This window comes from Marinomonas sp. 63XJN7_7_ISO-PGPR-S23-202 (genome assembly GCF_056173505.1).
Window position 1 is genome coordinate 4,229,692 of sequence record NZ_CM149677.1, and the last position, 22,525, is coordinate 4,252,216.

Consider the following 22,525-nt stretch of genomic DNA (forward strand, 5'->3'; position numbering starts at 1 on the left):
ATAAAAGGAAAAACAACATCAGCTTAATGCTTTCGCATGATGCTCTAGGTGGTCATCAATAAAGCTGGCGATAAAGAAGTAGCTGTGGTCGTAGCCAAGTTGGCGACGTAGGGTAATCGGGTGATCTGCTTTTTCGCAGGCTTCAAGAAGCGCGTCTGGTTTGAGTTGCTCTTCTAGGAAGTTGTCGGCTTCACCTTGGTCGATCAGTAAATGTAAGCGTTCACTTGCATTTTCAACAAGCAATGTCGCATCCCATTCGTTCCAACTGGCTTTGTCGTCTCCCAAATACCCTGTAAAAGCTTTTTCGCCCCAAGGGCAATTTGTCGGATTCGCAATAGGAGCAAAAGCCGAGACGGACTGATATTTGCCTGGATTTTTCAGGGCACAAATCAAGGCACCGTGACCTCCCATGGAATGACCGGAGATAGAGCGTTTTTCCGTGACCGGAAAGTTTGCTTCGATCAAATGTGGTAATTCCTGAACCACATAATCGTACATATGGTAGGTACTGGAATAAGGTGCAACCGTAGCGTTCACATAAAAACCAGCCCCTGAGCCAAAATCGTAACTTTCATGTTCACCGGGGTATTCGGTGCCTCGCGGGCTGGTATCTGGGCAAACAATGGCTAAGCCAAGCTCGGCCGCCTTACGAAAAGCCCCCGCTTTTTGGGTGAAGTTTTCGTCCGTACAAGTCAGGCCAGATAACCAATAGAGAACAGGCACTTTTTGCGTTTCTGCTTGAGGTGGCAGGTAGATAGCAAACGTCATCTCCCCTTTCACCGACAGGCTTTCATGGCGATAGCGCTTTAACCAACCACCAAAGCTTTTCGTACTGGATAATAATTCCATATTCTTCTCCTTCTCATTCCCACCACTTGAGCAAGCGGTGCGAATAAATGGGGTACTTGTTCGTTAAATTTGTACCTGCGCACGATAAACCGACTGTTAACTATGTATGAGTAAACACGGTCGTCATGCACAGGTCGTCACTTTTTATCGAAAAGCTTACTTATCAAAAAGAATAACGGTACGAATACTCTTACCTTCGTGCATTAAGTCAAACGCTTCGTTAATTTGCTCAAGGGGCATAGTGTGCGTTACGAATGGGTCGATCTCGATTTTACCATTCATGTAATCTTCTACATAACCTGGCAATTGGCTACGACCTTTCACGCCACCAAAAGCCGACCCTTTCCAAACACGGCCAGTGACCAATTGGAATGGACGCGTAGAGATTTCTTGGCCTGCGCCTGCAACACCAATGATGATCGACTCACCCCAACCTTTGTGGCAGCACTCAAGGGCAGAACGCATCACTTGTACATTACCGATACACTCAAATGAGTAATCCACACCACCATCGGTCATATCAACGATGACTTGTTGAATGGGATCAGAGAAGTTTTTCGGATTAACACAATCAGTGGCGCCAAATTGTTTCGCCATATCAAATTTCGATTCATTAACATCAATCGCGATAATACGAGACGCTCCGGCCATACGTGCCCCTTGGATAACGGACAAACCGATACCACCAAGACCGAAGACTGCAACCGTTGCGCCCTCTTCCACCTTCGCCGTATTCAATACCGCACCAATACCTGTGGTGATACCACAACCTAGCAAACATACTTTCTCTAGCGGTGCATCGACATGGATTTTCGCCAGAGAAATCTCAGGAACGACACTGTATTCAGAAAAAGTAGACGTTCCCATGTAGTGATAAATCGGCTCGCCATTAATACTGAAACGAGACGTGCCATCTGGCATTAGGCCTTTACCTTGTGTTTCGCGGACGGCACTACACAAGTTGGTTTTACCAGACTTACAGAACTTACATTCGCCACACTCTGCTGTGTAAAGTGGAATTACATGATCGCCGACTTTAAGGCTAGTAACCCCTTCACCAACGGCTTCAACAACACCCGCACCTTCGTGACCAAGAATCGCAGGGAAAACGCCCTCAGGATCTTCACCTGACAAAGTGAACGCATCAGTGTGACAAACACCTGTTGCGACCATACGTACTAAGACTTCCCCTTTCTGCGGATCTTGCACATCCACTTCTTCAATTTTAAGAGGTTGGCCTGGTCCCCAAGCAACAGCAGCTTTACATTTCATTATCTTCTCCCAAGTCTTGTGTTAATCATTAACGTTTTAACTAAAAAACCAGAATGGATTGATAGAGTTAAGGACAATAAAAGCCTTCATCCCTTTCAGTTTCCACAGTGTAGACGCTAATGATTAAGACGATAATGCCTATTTTAGAAAATCATTATTGTCATACTGCAATAATAATTCCCATACAAAGCTATATTGTTATAATATAACACGATCAATACACGTGAAGATGAGAGTGGACACATGAAGAACTGGGAAGCGATGGAAGCCTTTGTCGAAGTCGTCAGACAAGGCAGTTTTTCAGCGGCAGCAATCAAACTCGACGTTTCGGCGTCTCACATCAGCCGCTTAATCACGCACTTAGAAAACGAGCTGGGTACCACCCTACTATTTCGCACCACAAGACGCATTCGTTTAAGCGAAGCTGGCGAGCTCTATTACCAACACTGTCGCAGTTTACCCGAAGCATTAAGTAACGCTGAAGAAGTCATATCCACTCTTAACCAAGCCCCGATTGGCCCCTTCAAAATGACTTGCGCGACCACCTTTGGCGAGCGTTACATCGCGCCTATCATCAACGACTTTTTGCTCAAATACCCAAAGATAGAATTGGATTTTCATCTAACCAACCGTGAGGTGGATTTAATTGAAGAAGGTTATGACCTTGCTATCCGCATGGGTGCCTTAAAAGACTCCAGCCATTTATCAAGACGCTTATGTGACCGGGCCGAGCATCTGTGCGCGTCACGGGAATATGTTGATCAACATGGTATGCCCCACACCCTATCCGAGTTAAATAAACACCGCTGCTTAATCGGCTCAAAAACCCATTGGCTGTTTCAACAAGACGGCCAGCGTAAAGAGGTGAAAATCTCCAGTAATTGGCGCAGCAACTCGGGGCCAGCTCTTTTGGATGCGGTCAAAAAAGGCTTAGGTATTGCCCAATTACCGGATTATTATGTCGCCGACGAATTAGCGTCGGGCAGGTTAATCGCTCTCCTACCGCAATATCAGTATCCTTACAGCGGCGTCTGGTTGGTGTATCCAAAGGTACGACAAACCTCCCCTAAACTGCAAAGTATCTGCGACTACTTGACCCAATGTTTTAAAGACAATCCGCCATTTTAGGATTTGGCCTTTAAAATGACCCTATGTTTAAATACGCCCAAACGACAATATAAATAGGCCCACTATGTTTTCTCAACAAGACCTGCTGCAGGTCGCACGACAGACCATGCCGTTTGGTAAATATCAAGGCCGAACCCTGATCGATTTGCCAGAAGCCTACTTACTTTGGTTTGCCCACGAGGGATGGCCAAGTGGCAATTTAGGACAATGGCTACAATTGGCATTAGAAATCAAAATCAATGGTCTAGAAAAATTGGTCGATCCACTGCGCTTGCCAAAAGAGAAAAAATCGAACGAGCCGAAAGTGCGCATTCGTTTTGATGACGAGTAAACTCATTTAGTAAACCGAAGCGTCTACAAACAAAGGCCTCTTTTAATCTCTATTAAAAGAGGCCTTTCAGGGTATGTAAGAATACGTTTTCGTTTAAACGATACCAGAACCCGTTTTATTTGGATCCTCTGGACGCTCTTTTGCACACATTTCGCGATAGCCGCTTTCTCTGAAGCAAGCCACAGGATCAATCACCCCACCTTTGTCCAAGCGCGCTTTTTGCAGAATAGCTTCCACATCCAAGTTATAAGCTGCTTTTAGCGTGGCTTGGGCCATTAAAGCATCGTTATTATCTTGATAACCTTGCAGTGCCGCACGATCCACTAGCAAGCTTTTCACAAAAGCACGTTGCACTTCAGACGCACTGTACATCAAGCTTTCTGCAGGATCCGTCACATTATGAGATTGATCCAACATGTAGAACGGATTAAAACTTGTGTCTGCATTTTGAATATCCACCAACTCATTGAAAATCAAGAATAATTGATACGGATTAATTGAGCCGCTGTCTAGGTCATCATCGCCGTATTTGCTGTCGTTAAAATGGAAACCTCCCAGTTTGCCGAACTGAGCCAAACGACTCACAATCATCTCAATGTTGACGTTTGGCGCGTGATGCCCAAGATCCACCAGTGACATACAACGCTCACCCGTTTCTTTCGCCGCCAAGTAGTTACTGCCCCAATCTTGAATCACAGTTGAGTAGAAAGCCGGTTCGAAAATCTTATGTTCAAGTAGCATATTCCAATCATCTGGCAAGCCTTGATAGATGATTTTTGCGCTTTCTAAGTAACGCTCAAACCCCTGTCTGAAATGCTGTTGGCCTGGAAAGTTAGAACCATCTCCCACCCAAACGGTTAACGCTTTGGAACCCAGTTTTTTACCCAGCTCAATCACCTCCAAATTATGGGCAATGGCTTGCTCACGTACCGCTTTTTGGCTGTGGGTTAAACTGCCAAACTTATAGGACTCTTGCTGACCCGCCTGATCTTGGAAAGTATTCGAGTTCATCGCATCGAAGCACAGGTTACGATCTTGCGCGTATTGCAACAATTCTGCTGGATCATCTGGGCGATCCCATGGAATATGCAAGGACACAGAAGGCGTTGCTGCACTTAGCTGATGAATCACAGCACAATCGTCTAACTTTTCAAAAATATTGCGCGGTTCACCTTTACCCGGAAAGCGCGCGAAACGTGTACCGCCTGTGCCCACCCCCCAAGAAGGCACGGCCACCGCGAAAGCTTTGGCTTTTTCCACAATGTCGTTAATATCAACATGCGCACGATCTAACTTTTCGCCAAGGGCTTGAAAGTCTCTTTGGTGGGCGTTTTCTCGTTTTTGGTTATGTGCACCAACGAGATCCGCTTGAATAAGCTTTTTCATAAGGATACCTACCTTTTTTATTGTTTTGGCTTATCAGTCTCAGACTACCGAAACCGCTTAGCGAGTGAAAGACGGTCCATGACCTGCATCCACGTTCAAGATATTACCCGTCGATTTCTCTGACGCATTCGAGGCAAAGAAATAAATCGCTTCGGCGATGTCTTCAGGGAACACATTGCGTTTTAACATACTGCGCTGGCGGTAATGTTCTTCCAATTCATCGGTTGATAATTTGTAGGCGCTGGCGCGTTCTTCCTTCCATTTACCCGTCCAAATTTTCGAGCCACGCAACACGGCATCTGGGTTTACCGTATTCACTCGAATGCCATGCTCCGCACCTTCTAGCGCCACACAGCGTGCCAACTGAATCTCTGCCGCTTTGGCAGTGCAATAGGCACTGGCATTTGCAGACGCCACCAAACCATTTTTACTGGCGACAAATACCATACTGCCGCCCATTTTTTGTTTTTTCATTAAACGGAACGACTCGCGAGCCACAAGAAAATAGCCTGTCGACAAGATCGACATGTTGTTATTCCAAAGATCTAACGAGGTTTCGTCCAATGGTGCAGAAGAGGCTATCCCGGCGTTCGATACCACAACATCCAAACCACCGAAGGACAAAGCACTAAAGTCCAAGGCATTTAAGACATCCGCTTCATTGGTTACATCCATGGTGACGCTGCTTACCGCATCTTTGCCATATTGTTTTTTGAAGTTTTCTGTGGTGCTTGTAAGCGCAGCTTGATCAATGTCTAACAAGACCACATTTGCCCCCTGCTCAATCAAACGCTTCGCTGTAGCTTGCCCAATACCACCTGCTCCCCCCGTTACCAACGCAATTTGGCCCGCAAGCGATTTTGGTTTTGGCATACGCTGTAATTTCGCTTCTTCAAGCAACCAATATTCGATATCAAACGCTTCTTGCTCTGGCAAACCAACGTATTCACTAACCCCTTCGGCACCACGCATCACATTGATGGCGTTAACATAGAATTCCCCAGCAATACGAGCAGTGGCTTTGTCTTTCGCAAAGGACAACATGCCTACCCCTGGAATTAGATAGATTACTGGGTTGGGATCACGCATAGCAGGACTATTATCATGCTTACAACGCTTGTAATACGCCGCATAATCCGCACGATAGACATCCAATTTGTCATCCAAACTGGCGATAATGTCTTCAAGGTTATCCGTCACTGGATCGTAATCCAAGACTAATGGACGAATTTTGGTACGCAGAAAATGATCAGGGCAAGAGGTACCCAAGCGTGCTAATGATTCAAGCTGATTGGAATTGACAAATTCTAGAACCACATCACTGTCATTGAAATGACCAATTTGACGCTGATGGGCGCTAGTTTTACCACGAATCAATGGCATAAGCTGGGCAGCAACAGCCTTACGTTTGTCCACATCGGCGCTGTTTACCTTAGCACCATTAAATGCCGCTTTACCCGCCATCGTTTTCTCTAACCAAACTTGCGCTTTATTGATAATGCGTAGCGATGTTTCATAACATGCTTTGCAATCATTCGCCCAAGTAAACAACCCATGGCCTTCTAATACCACACCACTCAAATGCGGTTGTTGCTCAGCTATCTTTTTAAGTTCTAAGCCAAGCTGGAAACCCGGACGACGCCAAGGAAGCCAGCCAATGTCACCTTCAAACACGATTTCAGTTAACTCACGGCTATTTTTACTGGCAGCAATGGCTATCACCGCGTCTGGGTGAAGATGGTCAACATGTATGTAGGGAAGGTAGGCATGAAGCGGCGTGTCGATGCTGGCAGCACGAGTATTAAGATTGAAGGTACAATGTGGCAAGTAGCCGACCATTTCGTCTTCAAACGCTTCCCCACGATAAATCCCCGGCAAAGCATTTAACTTATCGAGATAAAGAGTAGAGAAACCGTCTAATCCCATAGAGCCAATATCCCCGCCGGAGCCTTTTACCCAAAGAACTTGCACCGTTTCACCAGTAAGAGGATCTTTTTCCGCTAACTTAGCGGACGTATTACCGCCACCGTAGTTTGTCACACGCATATCAGAACCAAGCAAATTTGATCGATATTGCAGCTTTTGTGCGTCAGACATAGCGTCTGCAGCCGTATCGTCCCACTTATTTTCGATTTGATTGTTAATCTTAGACATGAAAAACCTCTTTTATCAGCCTAATTTGCCCTTGTTGCTACAGAGCAAATGATTTTATTTTTGTTATGAACAACCAGCGGGTTAGAATGATTGATAGCTTATATTATTAAATCATTTTCAATCATTATCAAACATTTTTTAAATATTTTGATTGAAAATGATTTATAATTGTCTATATTAGTTTCTGAGGATTGAATATGCACGAAATTGAAAGACACAGAGTCATCTTGTCTGAAGTGGAATCTCGACCCGTTGTGACCGTTCAGCATCTAGTGGAAACACTGGGGGCATCGGAAGCCACCATACGTCGAGACATTAATGAACTGCATAAAATGGAAAAGCTTAGAAAAGTACGTGGCGGAGCGGAGGCACTAACGCCCCCGTCAGACACTAGCTTACTAGGTCGCCCCTATTCAGTGAATTTGTCATTGAACGCTGACGTCAAGCGGGAGATTGCAAAAGCCGCTGTCGATCTATTAGACAACAGTATGTCGATTATGATCAGTGGTGGTACGACGACCTCTGCAATGGCGGAGTTTATGCGTCCAATGAAGCTGAAGGTATTTACTAACTCGTTTGTCATTGCTGAGCAATTAATCAAACGCAGTAAATGCAGTGTAACGGTGCCGAATGGAAAAATTCATCGGGAACAGAACATCATTTTGAGTCCTTTCCCAACGGACATTTCCAATCACACCTACGCCGATATGTTGTTTATAGGTGCGCAAGGGATCAATTCTCACGGGGTGATGGAAACGGACCCTCAGATCGTTCAAGCGGTGATGAGACTGATAGATAAGGCCGATCAGCGGGTGTTGTTGGTGGATAGCAGTAAGTTTCAAAACCGATCAAATATGATCATTTGTCCGTTGTCCCACATCGATATCGTGATCACCGATGACGGTATTGATAGCAAGAGTAAAGAAATGATTGAAGCGGTGGGATGCCGCTTAATCATTGTAAAAAAACAAAAACAATAAATCGCGCTCGATCCTCTGGACTTGACTCTAAGGTGGTAATCGGACGTGCTCTTGGAGAATAACAATGAAGAAAAGTATTTTTTCGATCGTCGTACTGTGTGCCTCCCTGATCTTTGCGGCTCAAGCACAGGCTAAAGAAGTACGTATTGCTCTAGTGGTAAAAGCACTGGGCATTGGTTTCTTCGAAGCCGCTTATAAAGGTGCGGAGGAAGCAGCGAACCAGCTTGGCGACACCAAAATCATTTATACAGGTCCAACCTCCACCACAGCAGAAGGCCAAATCGAAATCATCAACTCCCTTATCGCTCAGCACGTCGATGCCATTGCGATCTCTGCAAACGATGCGGATGCACTTGTTCCCGTCTTAGAAAAAGCGCGACGCCGTGGTATCAAGGTCATCTCATGGGATTCAGGTGTGGCCAAACCGGGTCGCGAGATTCATATCAACCCATCCAGCAATGCCCTAATTGGTCGAATGTGCGATAAGCTTGCTATGGATGCGATCAAAGCCAAAGGCAAAACCTCTGGTAAATTCGCGATCTTAAGTGCCACTCCCACCTCCACCAACCAAAATATCTGGATCAAGGAAATGAAAAAATCCTTGAAAGACTTTCCAAACCTTCAATTGGTCGACACGGTTTACGGTGACGACCTCGCCGATAAAAGTTTCCGGGAAGCCAAAGCCCTTATTAAAAACCATCCAGATCTAGACGTGATCGTGGCACCTACCACAGTGGGTATCTTGGCAGCAGCACAAGCGGTTAGCGACATGGGTCTTATCGGTAAAGTGTATGTAACAGGTCTTGGGTTGCCTTCTGAGCTTGCCGGTCACGTTCACAGTGGTGCCGTTCATAGCTTCGCCATCTGGAATCCGATTGACCTAGGCTATGTAGCCACAATGGTTTCTTATGATCTTGTAAAAGGAATAGGCACTAAAACAGAACGTCCAATAGGTCGTATGGGTACATTGAAAATCAATAAAGACGGCACCGCTGCCATGGCGGATCCATTCGTTTACGATGCCTCTAACGTCGATAAATTCGCGAAGATTTTCTAACCCTACGATCTAACTCTACTAAATTGTATCTAAATACAAGAGAAACAGATCGCGTGCTTTACTCTTCTAGTGTACAGCACGCGAGCAAACTAATAACAAGAAAGGATCGTAAGTAAGCGTACGCGTTTGTTATACGATTCACTGTCAGCTTATAAAAATAAGAGCAAGCTTATGACAATGAACAATGCTGTTTTTTCTCTAAGACATGTAAGCAAGACGTTTCCCGGTGTGAAAGCCCTAGATGATGTGAATCTAGATCTTTACCCTGGACAAGTGACCGCCTTAATCGGTGAGAACGGCGCAGGCAAATCCACCTTAGTAAAAACGATGACAGGTATCTACCAACCAGACGGTGGTGAAATTCGTTTTCAAGACAAGGCTATCACCTTAGCGTCACCCTACGATTCCCACAAATTAGGCATCACGGCCATTCACCAAGAGACTGTCTTATTCGACGAGTTGTCTGTTGCTGAAAATATTTTTGTCGGTAACTATCCCACTAAATCAACGACAAAGCGTATCGACTGGGAAAAGCTCTATGCGGATTCAAAAGCCATTTTACACTCCATTAAAGCGTCGATTGACCCAAAAGCCATATTACGCGAGTTAAGCATCGGTCAAAAACACATGGTCGCCATTGCTCGTGCACTTTCCATCGATGCTAAAGTCGTCGTGCTCGACGAGCCAACAGCCGCCCTCTCGCATCATGAAATTCGTGAGTTATACGATATTGTTGAACAGCTAAAAAGCGAAGGCAAAGCCATCCTTTTTATTACCCATAAGTTTGACGAAATTTTCGCCCTAGCCGACCGTTATACGGTATTCCGCGATGGCAAATATATTGGTGAAGGCTTTATTAAAGACACCACAGAAGACGAATTAGTCGAAATGATGGTGGCACGAAGTGTGAAAGAGGCGTACCCAAAAGAAGACGCCGAAATTGGTGATGTGGTATTGGAAGTCTGCCATCTTAGCCACCCCACTGAATTCCACGATATCAATTTCACCCTGCACAGAGGAGAGATTTTAGGGGTTTATGGTTTGGTCGGATCAGGTCGTACGGAAGTCATGCAAGCGCTCTTTGGTATCACCAAGCGGGTCACGGGCGAAGTGAAAATCAACAATGAAACCACCCTCATCCGCTCGCCAAGAGACGCCATTCGTTCAGGCATTGTCTATGTGCCTGAAGAACGTCAAAAACAAGGTGTCGTGCTGGACTTACCGATTTTCCAAAATATCAGTTTGCCGCAAATGCATTCATTGAATCCTTTGGGCTTTCTTAATGAAAGGCGCGAACTCAAACTCTCTCGCGAGTTTGGCCAGAGATTACAAATAAAAACCAGCTGCTGGAACGAACCCGTCGAAAATCTCTCCGGCGGGAATCAGCAAAAAGTGGTGATTGCCAAATGGCTCGCAACCCAACCAGACGTCATCATTTTGGATGAGCCAACCAAAGGCATCGACATTGGCTCCAAAGCCGCAGTACACCAGTTTATTTCAGAGCTCGCCCAAGCAGGCTTAGCCGTCATTATGGTGTCATCTGAGTTGCCAGAGATTCTGGGGATGTCAGATCGAGTACTGGTGATGCATGAAGGATTAATGGTTGGCGAATTAGACCGAGAGATTGCCACGCCTGAACGTGTTGTCTCCATGGCAACAGGAGGTCATGTATGAATGTTTCCTTACTGATGAAAAAACGTGAGCTGTTACTAGCGTTGATTATCCTCATACTTTTGTTACTGGTGGGTACCATCAAGCCCAGCTTTTTAATGGCCTCCAACTTAGCGTCGATTTTTAACGACACATCGATTCTGATTATTCTGGCATTAGGTCAGATGCTGGTGATTCTAACCCGCTGTATCGACTTATCCGTAGCGGCCAATGTCGCCTTTACTGGTATGGTGGTTGCGCTGTTCAATACCGCGCACCCTGATTTGCCAATTCCTGTCTTAATGCTGATTGCCATGGTCATTGGCTCGGGGTTAGGCATGATCAACGGCCTGTTTGTACGGCTTCTTGACGTGCCATCCATTGTGGTGACGCTGGGGACCATGAGCATCTACCGCGGTATGACCTTTCTATTAACCAACGGCGCTTGGGTCAACTCAGAACAAATGAGCCCCGCTTTTATCAATCTACCAAGAGCCACACTGTTCGGTATTCCTCACCTGAGTTGGATCGCTTTTGTTATCGCTTTAGTGATGTTTTTTTCCTTGCGTTATAGCCAATGGGGGCGACATTTCTTTACCGCTGGGGGCAACCCAAGAGCGGCGTTTTACACAGGGATAAATGTGGGTAAGGTACAATTTCATGCCTTTTTAGTATCTGGCTTACTGTCAGGTCTTTGTGGTTATTTATGGGTGTCGCGCTTCGCAGTGGCCTATGTGGATGTGGCGAATGGTTTTGAGCTGCAAGTGGTCGCCGCCTGCGTAATTGGTGGCATCAGCATCATGGGCGGCATTGGCAGTGTCATTGGCTGTATTCTAGGTGCACTCTTTATTGGTGTGGTGAACAACGCTTTACCCATTATTGGCGTTTCACCTTTCTGGCAAATGGCAATTTCAGGTTTTGTTATCATCATCGCGGTGATTGCAAATTCCCGCTCTGAACGTTCGCAAGGCAGGCGCATCCTGCGAAAAAAGCCCCAAACAGAGACGCCGAACAGCGCTCTGAGCACTCACTCTAAGGAGGCCTGATATGGACAATTCAACTAAGCAAAACCCTTCCCTTGCGATGGTGCCCGACTTTTTACCACGACGCCTAACGCACTACTTACTCAAGTGGGAAAGCCTATTGTTATTGGTTCTTGTACTGGTTTTTATTGGTAACTCACTGGCATCACCCTACTTCCTCAACCCATGGAGTTTATCCGATGCCACCTTTAACTTTACCGAAAAAGCGTTAATCGCATTGCCCATGGCCATGTTGATTATCGCCAAGGAAATCGATATATCCGTGGCGTCTATCATGGCTCTATCGAGTGTGATTATGGGATTATTAGCACAACAAGGCTGGCCTTTGTACTCAATTGTGGTGGTCGGTATTTTGGTCGGCGCCGCTTGCGGTCTGGTAAACGGTCTTTTGGTGACTTATTTTAGTTTGCCATCCATCGTCGTCACGATTGGTACCATGAGTTTATTTCGTGGTATTGGCTATATTTTGCTAGGGAATAAAGTTGTTAAGCATTATCCCGATGGCTTCTCTTTCTTTGGTCAAGGCTACGTATACTGGGTGTTTTCCTTTGAATTGGTGTTGTTTGTCATCTGTGCTATTGCCTTCTATGTTCTTTTGCACAAAACCAATTTCGGTCGCTTCACCTATGCCATTGGCAATAACGACACGGCAGCCTACTACTCAGGCATTTCCGTTAACAAACACAAGCTCATTCTGTTTATCTTGGTGGGTGTTTTCTCCGGCATCGCCTCGGTTTTACTCACCTCACGTTTAGGCAGTACGCGGCCAAGCATCGCTATGGGCTGGGAGCTGAGCATTATTACGATGGTGGTGCTAGGTGGCGTGAGTATTTTGGGCGGTAGCGGCAGTATTTTTGGTGTTGTTATTGCCGTTATTTTGATGGGCTTTGTCACGTTCGGACTTAGTCTTGTCAATATTCCAGGCATTGTCATGAGCATTATTATCGGTGTCATGTTGATCTCTGTGGTTAGCATCCCCGTCATTATCGCCAAAATCAAACATCACAGGGCAAAGACATCATGAAATACACCGCCGTTATGCAGCTTTACCCAGGTTACGAAGCCGAATACAAACGTCGTCATGATACGCTTTGGCCTGAACTTGCCCAGCACCTAATTGATTGCGGTATTTTTAATTATCGCATCTACTTGCTTGAAGAAACTGGGCAGTTATTCGCCAGCTTTGAAGCGGACAGTTTGGACACGGAAAAATTATCTGAGCATCCTGTGATGCAACGTTGGTGGGAATACATGGCCGACATTATGGAAACCAAAGATGCCTCCTTTGAGCCCATTTCCACTCCCCTAACCAATGTATTTACCTTTAACGAAAGAGCACTGAAAATCGCCAGCATTTTGGTACTCGATATTGGCAAAACCAATGTTAAACTCTGTTTGATTGATCCGGCTACGGGTCAATGCCAAGGCATTCAAAAGACTCAGAATCAGCCGAATATCGAAGGCAATTACCCCCATGCAGATACCGGTGCTATTTGGGCATGGATAAAGAAGACCATTCCTCAAATGACCACGGATCATGATATCCAGCATATTTGTATCACCACTCATGGCGCAACCATCGCCTGTCTATCCGGCGATGAATTGGCTCTACCAATTTTAGATTATGAATATGAGGCGATTAACGAATACCGTAACGAGTACTCAGCGTTGCGCCCTGAATTCAGCGAAACCTATAGCCCAGAACTGCCTGCGGGCCTCAATCTAGGCGCGCAGCTTTATTGGCTCAGTAAGCGCTTTCCTCAAACCTTTGCCAATGTGGATTGTTTGCTGACCTACCCACAATATTGGGCGCACAAGCTAACAGGTAAAGCCGTGAGTGAAGTCACCTCATTAGGCTGTCATACGGATCTATGGAACCCAACGGAACGCGACTTTTCGAGCCTTGCTAAGTCCATGGGTTGGGATACGTTATTCCCAGCCTTATCCACCTCCGGCAATGTAATTGGTAAGATAAAGAAAAGCCTTGTGGAAGAACTTGGTCTACCTAAAAGTTGCTTGGTGTATAACGGTATTCATGATAGCAACGCGTCACTGGTACCTTATATCGACCAATTGAAAAAGCCAACGACAGTCGTTTCCAGCGGCACCTGGACCATTATAGCCACCATCAATGGGCAACTTTCTGGTATGGAAGAAGAAAAAGACATGTTGGCCAATGTGGATGTGAACAACCACGCCACACCGACAATTCGTTTTATGGGTGGTCGAGAATGGGAGCAACTAAGGGGCGATACACCATCCTCTCTCGAAGATGTTTTCCATGTGCTCACTTCGCAGGTATTTGCTCTACCCTGCTTTGCCCATCAGGGAGGCCCGTTTAAAGTGTTCGAAGGTAAAATATTAGGGGAGGAAAAATTGCTCACTGAAGGCCATAAATCGGCATTGGCGGACATTTATGTCGCTCTGGTGTCGGACTATTGCCTGGATCTTAGCCATGCTGCAAAGGATATTTATGTGGAAGGGGCCTTTAGTGAAAACCGCTTTTATTTGGAATGTCTAGCGGCTCTACGTCCAGACTCAACGATCTACCAGTCAACGGACGCCACAGGCACGTCATTTGGTACTGCTATGTTGTCCATTAGATCACTGACTGCACAGCACCCAAACATCTCTATTATCCCGAATCATGAGTTGATGACTTTAAGCCAACACTATAAGACCAAGTGGCTTCAACATCTAGCGTCTTTTATGGCATCACACACAATAGATCATAGTCAGGAACAAGATCAGCGTTGAAAGTACAACACTCCCTCCTGCTCTCGCTGCAAAATAAAGCCTGCCCGTTGCGCCACTTTGATTGACGCAATATTATGTGCTTTTACCTCGGCAACAAGCGGTTCGTTAAATTCTTCAACCGCCTGCGCTAGCATTTGGGAGGCGATTCCCTTACCTCGATAGCGGGGGGAAACGGACCAAGACAAGGTCCAAGTACCGTTATCAAAGTCCGCTCTAACAGTGCCAACGGGAACATGCTTTTTCTCGACAACATACAAGCGTCTATTTGGGTTGCACAAGGACGCTTTTAACCACTGCATATGATCGGCCACTTCAATCCGATCAGTTGAATGACTTGCCTTTCTTGTATCAGGGTCATTGCGCCATTCAAATAAACAATCGGCATCTTTTATGCTGGCGAGTCGTAAAATCAAACCCATCGTTATTCGGACTCCTCTTTTTGCTCATCAGTGCAAAAATGTCGTGTTGTTGCTTGTAATTTAACGAAGTTGTAGAAAGAACCCAAGATAAGCATTATATTTGTTACGAATCAAGCCGTTCGATAAGAAAACCATATACACCAAGAAAATAATGCGTAAGGACATCTATGAATATTCAAGTCGATGATTTGTCTGGCCCAGAAATCGCACAGTTATTGACTGAGCATCTAAATGACATGCATGCTACGTCTCCCGCAGAAAGTGTTCATGCTCTGGATTTAAGTGGATTAAAAAAGCCCAATATTACCTTCTGGACAGTGTGGGAAAACGATCAATTACTTGGCTGTGGCGCCCTCAAACAGTTAGATGAAAACCACGGCGAGATCAAATCCATGCGCACTAGCAACGCCGCTCGGAATAAAGGAGTGGCCTCTTCACTTCTGCAACATATTTTGCATACCGCCACGGAACAAGGAATGACGAAAATCAGTTTAGAAACAGGCTCACAGAGTTTCTTTGAACCTGCAAGAAGGCTCTACCAAAAGTACGGTTTCACCGAATGCGGGCCATTTTCCGACTACAAGCTCGATCCCCACAGCGTCTTTATGAGCAAAACGCTGTAACTTCAGCACCTATTAGAGAGAGTCAGTCAGCACAGTAAAACGCTCTCAATTTCTGGGTCGAGAAATGAGAGCGTTCGGTTACATACTGTTCTAATGACCACTCGCCGCTTTTTTCGTAAAGAAAATAAAAGGCGTGAGGAATAGGAATAAAACCGTCAGCATTGCAAACAGATCAATCGTCGACAGCATTAACCCTTGTGACGTCACCGTTTGATTAAGTTGCAACAAGTTTTCTACCGTTGGGTGTTGAAGTTGTTGCGCCACCAATGGGTTATATGGCGAGATATTTTCACTCAACAGCGAATGGTGAACACTGGAGTTACGTGCCCATATCCATGCGGTGAGAGAAGAGGAAAAGCTCGCCCCCAAGGTTCGAATAAAAGTGGATAGAGAAGCACCATCGGCAATTTCATGACCATTTAAATCCGCCATCAAAATGGTCGTCATGGGCATGAAGAATAACCCTATTCCTAACCCCATAAATAACTGAACTAAAGCCACTGTGGCGAAATTCACGTCCAGATTAAAGCGTGCCCGCCAATAACAGCTAATACCAATCACCACAAATGAGCTAGCCGCTAACCAACGCATATCAAGTTTATGCCCAAATTTCCCCAGAAGGGGTGACATCAGCAGTGGTAATACCCCCATTGGTGCTGCTGCCAGACCCGCCCATAATGCGGTATAACCCATCTGGGTTTGCAGCCATTGGGGAAGAATAAGGTTGATGCTGAAAAATCCACCAAAACCGAGCGTCAACAAAATGGTACCAACACAAAAATTGCGGTTAGCAAACAGACGCAGATTAATGGCTGGATGTTCGTCAGTTAATTCCCAAATCACCATAAAGATCAACATGATGGCTGAAAAGATTGAACCAGCAATAATCCAGTTATTGGAAAACCAATCTAAATCATTCCCTTTGTCTAATACAATTTGCAGTGCACCAACCCCAAGGGCCATGGACACTAAACCAACTATATCCAGTTTCGGTTTGGTTTTTTCCTGCGGACGATCTTTAAACTGAGCCAAAATCACCACGATGGAAAAAATACCAACAGGGATATTAATAAAGAAAATCCACGGCCAACTGTAATTATAGGTTAACCATCCACCTAATATTGGCCCAACGATCGGACCAACAACGGCCACCATACCAATCAAAGCCAAGGCCATCCCACGCTTTGCTCGCGGGAAGATCGACATCAACAACACTTGGCTCATTGGGAACAACGGGGCCGCCGCTAAACCTTGCAGGGCTCGAAAAACCACAATCTCCGCCATGTTTTGCGAGATGCCACACATGAATGACGTCGTAATAAAGCATAACAAAGCCCCAATATAGAGCTCCACTTCACCAAATCGACGACTCAACCAAGAGGTAATCGGCAAGCCGATGGCATTACAAACGGTAAACGATGTTATAACCCAAGTACCTTGAGTAAAACTGACCCCCATATTGCCAGAAATGGTCGGCAAAGCGACGTTGGCAATAGTGGTATCCAACACCTGCATAAATACCCCCAGCGCAATGGCGAACACACAAAGCGCCATATTCGCTGGTCGAAACCCTTCTTGTTGGCTCATAGATCACCCTTACGACTTGTTTTTAGGTGCATGGTTAAGCTGGGGATCATTGTCTTTAATAATTTGGCTGATGATCTGCTGGACGTTTTCCATCTGCTTCTGGTAGACATTGGTTTCATAGCGCGGCTTTTTAGGGCTGCTCGTCGATAACAATTTGCCAGTTTGATTGGCGGTATCCACATCGACATTCATCGACAAACCAATACGCAGAGGATGGGCGGCTAGATCATTGGTATCCAGCTTGATACGAACAGGTAAACGTTGGACAATTTTAATCCAGTTACCCGTCGCATTTTGCGCAGGTAACACAGAAAACGCGCTGCCAGTGCCGATACCTAAACTTTCAACCGAACCGTGGTAAACCACCTTATCGCCATAAAGATCACTCACTAAAGTCACAGGCTGACCAATACGCATACTATCCAATTGCGTTTCTTTAAAGTTAGCATCGACCCACACTTCATTAAGAGGTACGACGGCCATTAAAGTAGAGTTTGGTGAGACACGTTGCCCTAACTGTACTTGACGGCGGGCCACATAACCGGTGACAGGGGCTACAATGCTCGTGCGCTGCTTATTTAGATAAGCCTGTTTCAACGCTGAAATGGCTGATAAAACAATAGGATGCGTTTCGACAGTGGTACCAGATATCATGGATGCTTGAGCCTTCAACTGCTCCTTCGCCACATTTAGTTGGGTTTGAGCAGACTCCACCATGTCTTTTGCATGGCTTAAGTCTTCTTGAGACAAGCCACCTGCTTTAACCATGTTTTTCCGGCGATCATAGTCTCTTTGTGCTTTGTGTAGGGCGATCTTATTGGCTTCAACCACAGCTTCAGCTTGCGTCACATTATTGAACATAGCCCGTACTTTTCGAACCGCTTGGGCTAATTGTGCTTTCGCATTTTCAAACTGCAGGTCAGCATCGGTTTGATCGAACCTTACCAACACCTGCCCTTTTTGTACAAAATCACCGTTATCTGCAGCAATTTCTGTGACGGTACCCACGGTTTCTGGCGTAATAGAAACGATGTTACCCTTTACATACGCGTCGTCTGTTGTTGCATTACCCACAACATATTCTTCGTAATACCCGATTGCTCCGATCGCACCCAAGATAATAATGCCAAGAAAGATCATTAAACTCTTCTTGCGTTGGCTTTTCTTTGGTGTCGCTGTGTTGTCATTGTCTTGCATAATTTGGTTCACCATCAATGTTGAGAAACAGAAGTCGATTTATCTTCAAAGCCACCACCTAACGCCTCAATCAAGGCGACTTGCTGCTCTTGCAGTTGGTTTTTTAATTGGGTGACGACCGATTCAGCTTGCAGTAATTGATTTTCAATGAGCAGCACTTCTAGCTGACTCCCCATACCTGACTGGTAACGTTTTTCGGTTATATGGTAGCTTTTGGAGGCTAACTGGAGACTTTTTTGTGCGTCTTTTATTTGCTCATTGATGGATTTAATCGATAAAACGTTGTTGGTTATATCCCCAAACGCTTTAGTAATGATCTTATTGTATTGGGCAACCGCCGCGTCATAAGACGCTGTTTTATTAATCAAATTGGCTTTCAGATCTTTCGTAAATAAAGGTAAGGAAATCGCTGGGCCAACGCTCCAAGAACGGCTTGGCTCGCCAAAGAATGAATCCCCCGCAACTGCTTTAAAACCTGCCGCCGCACTTAAATTTATATTAGGATAAAAACGAGTCTTAGCCACATCAATATCCTTACTTGCCGCTTCGACACGCCATTTTGCCGCTACGATGTCTGGACGATGTGCCATTAGGTTCGCCGGCAATTGTTGCGGTAAATTCAGCTTGCTTCCCATTTCGACACTAGGACGCTTTATGGTACTGGCAAGATCGGGGCCTTCTCCTACCAAAGTAGCTAAGGCGTTTTTCAATAGCTGAATTGACAAAATACGCTGCTTCAAGACCTGCTTAGCAGAAGCCTCATTACTTTGTGCCGTGTATAGATGGTCGTCGGATGTTAAACCACTTTTCAAAAGTTTCTTAGTGATGGACACAATGCGCTGTGTTCGCTTAAGATCTTCTTTGGCCAGATCTTCTAACGAGTATGCATTCGCCAGCTGTACATAGGTGCGGATAATCGCCGAAGATAAATTGATTTTTGCAGCTTGATGATCCACCTCAGCGGCTTTTTGCTGATTGACACTGGCAATCCAAGCGGCTTTATTCCCACCCCATAAATCAAAAGAGTAGTTCATATTTAAGCCAAGATTATAGACAGTTGCGTACTTACTTCCTTGGTAGGCAGGGTCTTGTATACGGGACAAACGCGAGCGAGTCACACCTGCATTCGCAGAAACCACTGGGTCAAATTTACTGTCTGCCGCCATCACATAAGCCGACGCTTTTTCTAAACTTGCGTTGGCCATTTGAATATCGGGACTGTGCTTTAACGCCAGATTAATCAGCCGATTCAACTGAGCATCGTCCAATGACAGCCACCAAGACTGGGCGGGCCAATTAGCAGAGTACAAATTCTTTGTTTGTAGGTTGCTCGCGTTTTTGATGAGAGCATCACCATCCATGATATTGTGCGTTTTAATATTTGCTGGTGGCGCACAGCCATAGAGAAAGCATAACGACATAAACGTAGTAATTTTTGCTAACTTTAACATTTTGCACCCTTGTATTTAGACATTACGCACTCTTCTGAGAGAAAAGAGCTGACTATTTTGCTTAAACAATGCTGAAGATTTTGCTGTTCTTGTGTCGATAAACAGTCGGTTAAATGAACTATCGCATCATGAGCTAAGGGGAGTGTCTTAGCTGTCACAGTAAGCCCCTCTTCCGTTAATTGAATCAAAACAGAGCGACGGTCTTCGGGGTCCGTCTCTCGCTTAATAAGTTGCTTTTTTTCTAAACGATCCAACATTCGCGTCACCGAACTGCCATCAACCCCCAATGCCTTACTAATATAAGAAGAGCGCTGGGTTCCCATAAAGTAGAGTATAAAAATCACCTTAGCTTGACTGGAAGTAATCTCTTCTGGAGCCAAGTATTGGTCAAGAAGACGATCCTTTATATGAGTCGACTTACTGAGCAAAAAACCAATACTGGAAAATAGTTGCTCATTAATTTGTTGTTCAATTGGCGTCATAGTTGGTTTGATCAGAATGTGGATGGAATTAAATGACTATGCAATAGTTGCATAGACAAGTAAATTATTTCATTCCTCTCTATCCACAGTCAATCTCTAACTAACGGTCTATGACGTCCCCTAAAAACTTTATTATTTAGTACACATTCAGTTCATTTTTTACCCATAAATCGACGCTATTTCCCCATGGGCAAGTAGCAAGAAAAAACCTAGATAGAGAGGAAAAAAAACCAGCAGAGTGACGCTGGTTTTTTCTCTATTTGGTAAGGGAAGAACCAAATAAAGACCTTTTAAGAGGTCGTAAGTCCAGGAGTGGCAGAGCGAAGAAGCCCTATATTCCCCCCTGTGTCAGCTTAGCGGGATCAAGCAAAGCAAGCAGTTCCTCCCGGCTTAAGTCAGTGTCTTCTTCAGCGACATCTACCACTGGTCGGCCTTCTTTGTATGCTTTTTTGGCAATGTCTGCCGCTTTAAGGTAGCCAATAATCGGATTCAAGGCGGTTACCAAGATAGGATTACGATGCAGGGCATCATTGAGCTTGTCTTCGTTGACAGTTAGGGTCGAAATGGCATTATCTGCCAGAAGATAGGCACTATTGGCTAATAATTTAATGCTGTTAAGCAAGTTTTTGGCGATCATAGGCAACATAACATTCAGTTCAAAATTGCCTGCTTGTCCACCAATGGTGATAGCGGCATCGTTACCGATTACCTGAGCCGCCACCATCGCCGTGGCTTCTGGAATCACCGGGTTAACCTTTCCAGGCATAATGGATGAACCAGGCTGCAACGCTTGCAGCGTAATTTCACCTAAGCCAGCCAACGGACCAGAGTTCATCCAGCGCAGATCATTGGCGATTTTCATATAGGTAACAGCAACCGCTTTCAGCTGACCCGATAATGCAACCGCTGTATCTTGAGAGCCAATTAAGGCAAAGAAGTTCTTTCCTGGCTCAAAGGTAATATGGGTCAAATCCGATAGTTCTTTGGCAAATACCGCCGCGAATTCTGGATGGGCATTAATACCAGTGCCAACAGCCGTGCCACCTTGAGCTAATTGCGTAATCTTACCTTCTATGTACCTTAGATTATCTAAGTTGTCTTGCAATTGTGCCGCCCAGCCATGAAAGGTTTGGTCAAAACGCACAGGCATGGCATCCATTAAATGGGTACGACCTGTTTTGGTATAACCAGCAAGAGAGTCTCCCTTCTCTTCAATCACCTTTTTCAAATGGGTAATAGCAGGTATTAAATGCCCAAGCAACTCTATTGAAGCGCTCACATGAATGGTGGTTGGAATAATATCATTACTGCTTTGCCCATAGTTTACGTGATCGTTCGGGCTCACTTTTTCACCCAAATGACGGGTTGCCAGCGTCGCGATCACTTCATTCGCATTCATATTAGTACTGGTGCCAGAACCGGTCTGGAATACATCGATAGGAAAGTGAGTCATCATCGCCTGATCATTGAGCAGTTCATCACAAGCGGCCTGAATCGCTACAGACATCTCGGGTGTGATGCACTCAAGGGACTGATTCGCCCGAGCAGCGGCGGCTTTTAGGGTAATCAAAGCTCGAATAAAGGCTTCTGGTAGCGGCTCACCGCTAATCGGAAAGTTGTTAATGGCTCGCTGTGTTTGAGCACCATACAGGGCACTTTCTGGAACACTTAGCTCCCCCATACTGTCTTTTTCAATACGCGTTTTCATCTTGATTCATTGCCTTCTTGTTGTAAGGTGGAAAGAAAGTAGTGACTCAGCGTGCGCAGATCATGTTCCAGTTTGAAATAGGACTTAGCATCTTGGTAGGTAATAATAAGACGCTTTAAATTCCCTAAAGGACGATACAACATATCTAAACAGGTTTCGCGCCAGTAGATCGCCAAGCTGGTATCGCACACTGTATCAAGCAAAACATTAAATACGCGCTGATGCAAAGACATCGCATCATTTATATTCAGTCGCTCAGCGTACTCTTCACTTATATCAAGGTAACGATAAAGTACTTGTGGGGTATCGGCACATTGTCCACCTTGAATCATTTGCTCAAACACGGAGAAAGGCACTATATGACGGCTCATAATCTTGTCCTGCACTATTAAGATGATAATGATTATCAATAATGTTATCGAATTATTGGCCTGTCAAGCAAACAATAACA

Annotated in this window: 20 protein-coding genes; 9 read left to right on the plus strand and 11 right to left on the minus strand. The window is 45.2% G+C overall.

What is annotated here, in order from left to right; all coding sequences use genetic code 11:
- Window positions 1–18: 18 nt before the first annotated feature.
- Window positions 19–849 (minus strand): S-formylglutathione hydrolase, encoded by an 831-nt coding sequence (gene fghA / locus AC0VYG_RS19540; protein WP_475429571.1) that lies wholly within the window; start codon window positions 847–849, stop codon window positions 19–21.
- Window positions 850–1,005: 156 nt separating this feature from the next.
- A complete protein-coding gene (locus tag AC0VYG_RS19545) occupies window positions 1,006–2,121 on the minus strand; it encodes an S-(hydroxymethyl)glutathione dehydrogenase/class III alcohol dehydrogenase (protein ID WP_199477890.1) in 1,116 nt (371 codons plus the stop codon).
- Between the two features lie 243 nt (window positions 2,122–2,364).
- Between AC0VYG_RS19545 and AC0VYG_RS19550 the strand changes: the two genes are divergently transcribed.
- Together AC0VYG_RS19550 and AC0VYG_RS19555 are read left to right on the plus strand one after the other, a co-directional pair.
- Window positions 2,365–3,249: a LysR family transcriptional regulator gene (locus AC0VYG_RS19550; RefSeq protein WP_475429572.1), complete on the plus strand. Its 885-nt coding sequence runs from the start codon at window positions 2,365–2,367 to the stop codon at window positions 3,247–3,249.
- A gap of 64 nt (window positions 3,250–3,313) precedes the next feature.
- Window positions 3,314–3,580, plus strand: coding sequence for a DUF3820 family protein (locus tag AC0VYG_RS19555; RefSeq protein WP_475429573.1), 267 nt, complete (start codon window positions 3,314–3,316; stop codon window positions 3,578–3,580).
- A gap of 93 nt (window positions 3,581–3,673) precedes the next feature.
- Here the strand turns inward: AC0VYG_RS19555 and rhaI are convergent, their stop codons facing one another.
- Window positions 3,674–4,966: an L-rhamnose catabolism isomerase gene (rhaI, locus tag AC0VYG_RS19560; protein WP_475429574.1), complete on the minus strand. Its 1,293-nt coding sequence runs from the start codon at window positions 4,964–4,966 to the stop codon at window positions 3,674–3,676.
- A gap of 57 nt (window positions 4,967–5,023) precedes the next feature.
- A complete protein-coding gene (locus AC0VYG_RS19565) occupies window positions 5,024–7,120 on the minus strand; it encodes a bifunctional rhamnulose-1-phosphate aldolase/short-chain dehydrogenase (RefSeq protein ID WP_475429575.1) in 2,097 nt (698 codons plus the stop codon).
- Window positions 7,121–7,317: 197 nt separating this feature from the next.
- On the opposite strand from AC0VYG_RS19565, the gene AC0VYG_RS19570 reads away from it, so the two are divergent.
- The 6 genes from AC0VYG_RS19570 (at window position 7,318) to AC0VYG_RS19595 (ending at window position 14,607) form a co-directional block, all read left to right on the plus strand.
- Entirely contained in the window at window positions 7,318–8,100 is a 783-nt protein-coding gene (locus tag AC0VYG_RS19570) for a DeoR/GlpR family DNA-binding transcription regulator (RefSeq protein ID WP_475429576.1), read from the plus strand.
- A gap of 64 nt (window positions 8,101–8,164) precedes the next feature.
- Complete coding sequence (rhaS, locus tag AC0VYG_RS19575) at window positions 8,165–9,157, plus strand: rhamnose ABC transporter substrate-binding protein (protein WP_475429577.1); 993 nt, start codon at window positions 8,165–8,167, stop codon at window positions 9,155–9,157.
- Window positions 9,158–9,328: 171 nt separating this feature from the next.
- Entirely contained in the window at window positions 9,329–10,831 is a 1,503-nt protein-coding gene (locus AC0VYG_RS19580) for a sugar ABC transporter ATP-binding protein (RefSeq protein WP_475429578.1), read from the plus strand.
- A complete protein-coding gene (locus tag AC0VYG_RS19585; protein WP_475429579.1) occupies window positions 10,828–11,853 on the plus strand; it encodes an ABC transporter permease in 1,026 nt (341 codons plus the stop codon). Before AC0VYG_RS19580 ends, AC0VYG_RS19585 begins: the two co-directional genes overlap by 4 nt.
- A 1-nt stretch (window position 11,854) precedes the next feature.
- Window positions 11,855–12,874, plus strand: coding sequence for an ABC transporter permease (locus tag AC0VYG_RS19590; RefSeq protein ID WP_475429580.1), 1,020 nt, complete (start codon window positions 11,855–11,857; stop codon window positions 12,872–12,874).
- Window positions 12,871–14,607, plus strand: coding sequence for an L-rhamnose mutarotase (locus tag AC0VYG_RS19595; RefSeq protein ID WP_475429581.1), 1,737 nt, complete (start codon window positions 12,871–12,873; stop codon window positions 14,605–14,607). The genes AC0VYG_RS19590 and AC0VYG_RS19595 overlap by 4 nt, the downstream gene beginning before the upstream one ends.
- Here AC0VYG_RS19595 and AC0VYG_RS19600 read toward each other — a convergent pair.
- Window positions 14,598–15,026 carry a GNAT family N-acetyltransferase gene (locus AC0VYG_RS19600; protein ID WP_475429582.1) on the minus strand — a complete coding sequence of 143 codons (429 nt, stop codon included), beginning with the start codon at window positions 15,024–15,026 and terminating at the stop codon, window positions 14,598–14,600. The genes AC0VYG_RS19595 and AC0VYG_RS19600 overlap by 10 nt on opposite strands.
- A gap of 167 nt (window positions 15,027–15,193) precedes the next feature.
- Here AC0VYG_RS19600 and AC0VYG_RS19605 point away from each other — a divergent pair, with 167 nt between their 5' ends.
- On the plus strand, window positions 15,194–15,649 hold the full coding sequence (locus AC0VYG_RS19605) for a GNAT family N-acetyltransferase (protein WP_475429583.1): 456 nt from the start codon (window positions 15,194–15,196) through the stop codon (window positions 15,647–15,649).
- Window positions 15,650–15,739: 90 nt separating this feature from the next.
- Here the strand turns inward: AC0VYG_RS19605 and AC0VYG_RS19610 are convergent, their stop codons facing one another.
- The 6 genes from AC0VYG_RS19610 to AC0VYG_RS19635 all read right to left on the minus strand — a co-directional run bounded on the left by AC0VYG_RS19610 (window position 15,740) and on the right by AC0VYG_RS19635 (window position 22,445).
- Window positions 15,740–17,236, minus strand: a complete 1,497-nt coding sequence (locus AC0VYG_RS19610; protein WP_475429584.1) for a DHA2 family efflux MFS transporter permease subunit — start codon at window positions 17,234–17,236, stop codon at window positions 15,740–15,742.
- 9 nt (window positions 17,237–17,245) lie between these two features.
- A complete protein-coding gene (locus AC0VYG_RS19615) occupies window positions 17,246–18,433 on the minus strand; it encodes an EmrA/EmrK family multidrug efflux transporter periplasmic adaptor subunit (protein WP_475429585.1) in 1,188 nt (395 codons plus the stop codon).
- A gap of 14 nt (window positions 18,434–18,447) precedes the next feature.
- Window positions 18,448–19,884 carry an efflux transporter outer membrane subunit gene (locus AC0VYG_RS19620; protein ID WP_475429586.1) on the minus strand — a complete coding sequence of 479 codons (1,437 nt, stop codon included), beginning with the start codon at window positions 19,882–19,884 and terminating at the stop codon, window positions 18,448–18,450.
- The gene (locus AC0VYG_RS19625; protein WP_475429587.1) at window positions 19,878–20,366 is read right to left on the minus strand and encodes a MarR family winged helix-turn-helix transcriptional regulator; all 489 of its coding nucleotides are present in this window, start codon (window positions 20,364–20,366) and stop codon (window positions 19,878–19,880) included. Before AC0VYG_RS19625 ends, AC0VYG_RS19620 begins: the two co-directional genes overlap by 7 nt.
- Window positions 20,367–20,697: 331 nt before the next feature.
- Entirely contained in the window at window positions 20,698–22,074 is a 1,377-nt protein-coding gene (locus AC0VYG_RS19630) for a class II fumarate hydratase (protein ID WP_475429588.1), read from the minus strand.
- Complete coding sequence (locus AC0VYG_RS19635) at window positions 22,071–22,445, minus strand: hypothetical protein (protein WP_475429589.1); 375 nt, start codon at window positions 22,443–22,445, stop codon at window positions 22,071–22,073. Before AC0VYG_RS19635 ends, AC0VYG_RS19630 begins: the two co-directional genes overlap by 4 nt.
- Window positions 22,446–22,525 lie beyond the last annotated feature (80 nt).

Bases quoted from the DNA above. Each gene is read 5' to 3' on its own strand.
- fghA (WP_475429571.1), bottom strand. From the start codon at position 849: ATGGAATTATTATCCAGTACGAAAAGCTTTGGTGGTTGGTTAAAGCGC.
- AC0VYG_RS19545 (WP_199477890.1), bottom strand. From the start codon at position 2,121: ATGAAATGTAAAGCTGCTGTTGCTTGGGGACCAGGCCAACCTCTTAAA.
- AC0VYG_RS19550 (WP_475429572.1), top strand. From the start codon at position 2,365: ATGAAGAACTGGGAAGCGATGGAAGCCTTTGTCGAAGTCGTCAGACAA.
- AC0VYG_RS19555 (WP_475429573.1), top strand. From the start codon at position 3,314: ATGTTTTCTCAACAAGACCTGCTGCAGGTCGCACGACAGACCATGCCG.
- rhaI (WP_475429574.1), bottom strand. From the start codon at position 4,966: ATGAAAAAGCTTATTCAAGCGGATCTCGTTGGTGCACATAACCAAAAA.
- AC0VYG_RS19565 (WP_475429575.1), bottom strand. From the start codon at position 7,120: ATGTCTAAGATTAACAATCAAATCGAAAATAAGTGGGACGATACGGCT.
- AC0VYG_RS19570 (WP_475429576.1), top strand. From the start codon at position 7,318: ATGCACGAAATTGAAAGACACAGAGTCATCTTGTCTGAAGTGGAATCT.
- rhaS (WP_475429577.1), top strand. From the start codon at position 8,165: ATGAAGAAAAGTATTTTTTCGATCGTCGTACTGTGTGCCTCCCTGATC.
- AC0VYG_RS19580 (WP_475429578.1), top strand. From the start codon at position 9,329: ATGACAATGAACAATGCTGTTTTTTCTCTAAGACATGTAAGCAAGACG.
- AC0VYG_RS19585 (WP_475429579.1), top strand. From the start codon at position 10,828: ATGAATGTTTCCTTACTGATGAAAAAACGTGAGCTGTTACTAGCGTTG.
- AC0VYG_RS19590 (WP_475429580.1), top strand. From the start codon at position 11,855: ATGGACAATTCAACTAAGCAAAACCCTTCCCTTGCGATGGTGCCCGAC.
- AC0VYG_RS19595 (WP_475429581.1), top strand. From the start codon at position 12,871: ATGAAATACACCGCCGTTATGCAGCTTTACCCAGGTTACGAAGCCGAA.
- AC0VYG_RS19600 (WP_475429582.1), bottom strand. From the start codon at position 15,026: ATGGGTTTGATTTTACGACTCGCCAGCATAAAAGATGCCGATTGTTTA.
- AC0VYG_RS19605 (WP_475429583.1), top strand. From the start codon at position 15,194: ATGAATATTCAAGTCGATGATTTGTCTGGCCCAGAAATCGCACAGTTA.
- AC0VYG_RS19610 (WP_475429584.1), bottom strand. From the start codon at position 17,236: ATGAGCCAACAAGAAGGGTTTCGACCAGCGAATATGGCGCTTTGTGTG.
- AC0VYG_RS19615 (WP_475429585.1), bottom strand. From the start codon at position 18,433: ATGCAAGACAATGACAACACAGCGACACCAAAGAAAAGCCAACGCAAG.
- AC0VYG_RS19620 (WP_475429586.1), bottom strand. From the start codon at position 19,884: ATGTTAAAGTTAGCAAAAATTACTACGTTTATGTCGTTATGCTTTCTC.
- AC0VYG_RS19625 (WP_475429587.1), bottom strand. From the start codon at position 20,366: ATGACGCCAATTGAACAACAAATTAATGAGCAACTATTTTCCAGTATT.
- AC0VYG_RS19630 (WP_475429588.1), bottom strand. From the start codon at position 22,074: ATGAAAACGCGTATTGAAAAAGACAGTATGGGGGAGCTAAGTGTTCCA.
- AC0VYG_RS19635 (WP_475429589.1), bottom strand. From the start codon at position 22,445: ATGAGCCGTCATATAGTGCCTTTCTCCGTGTTTGAGCAAATGATTCAA.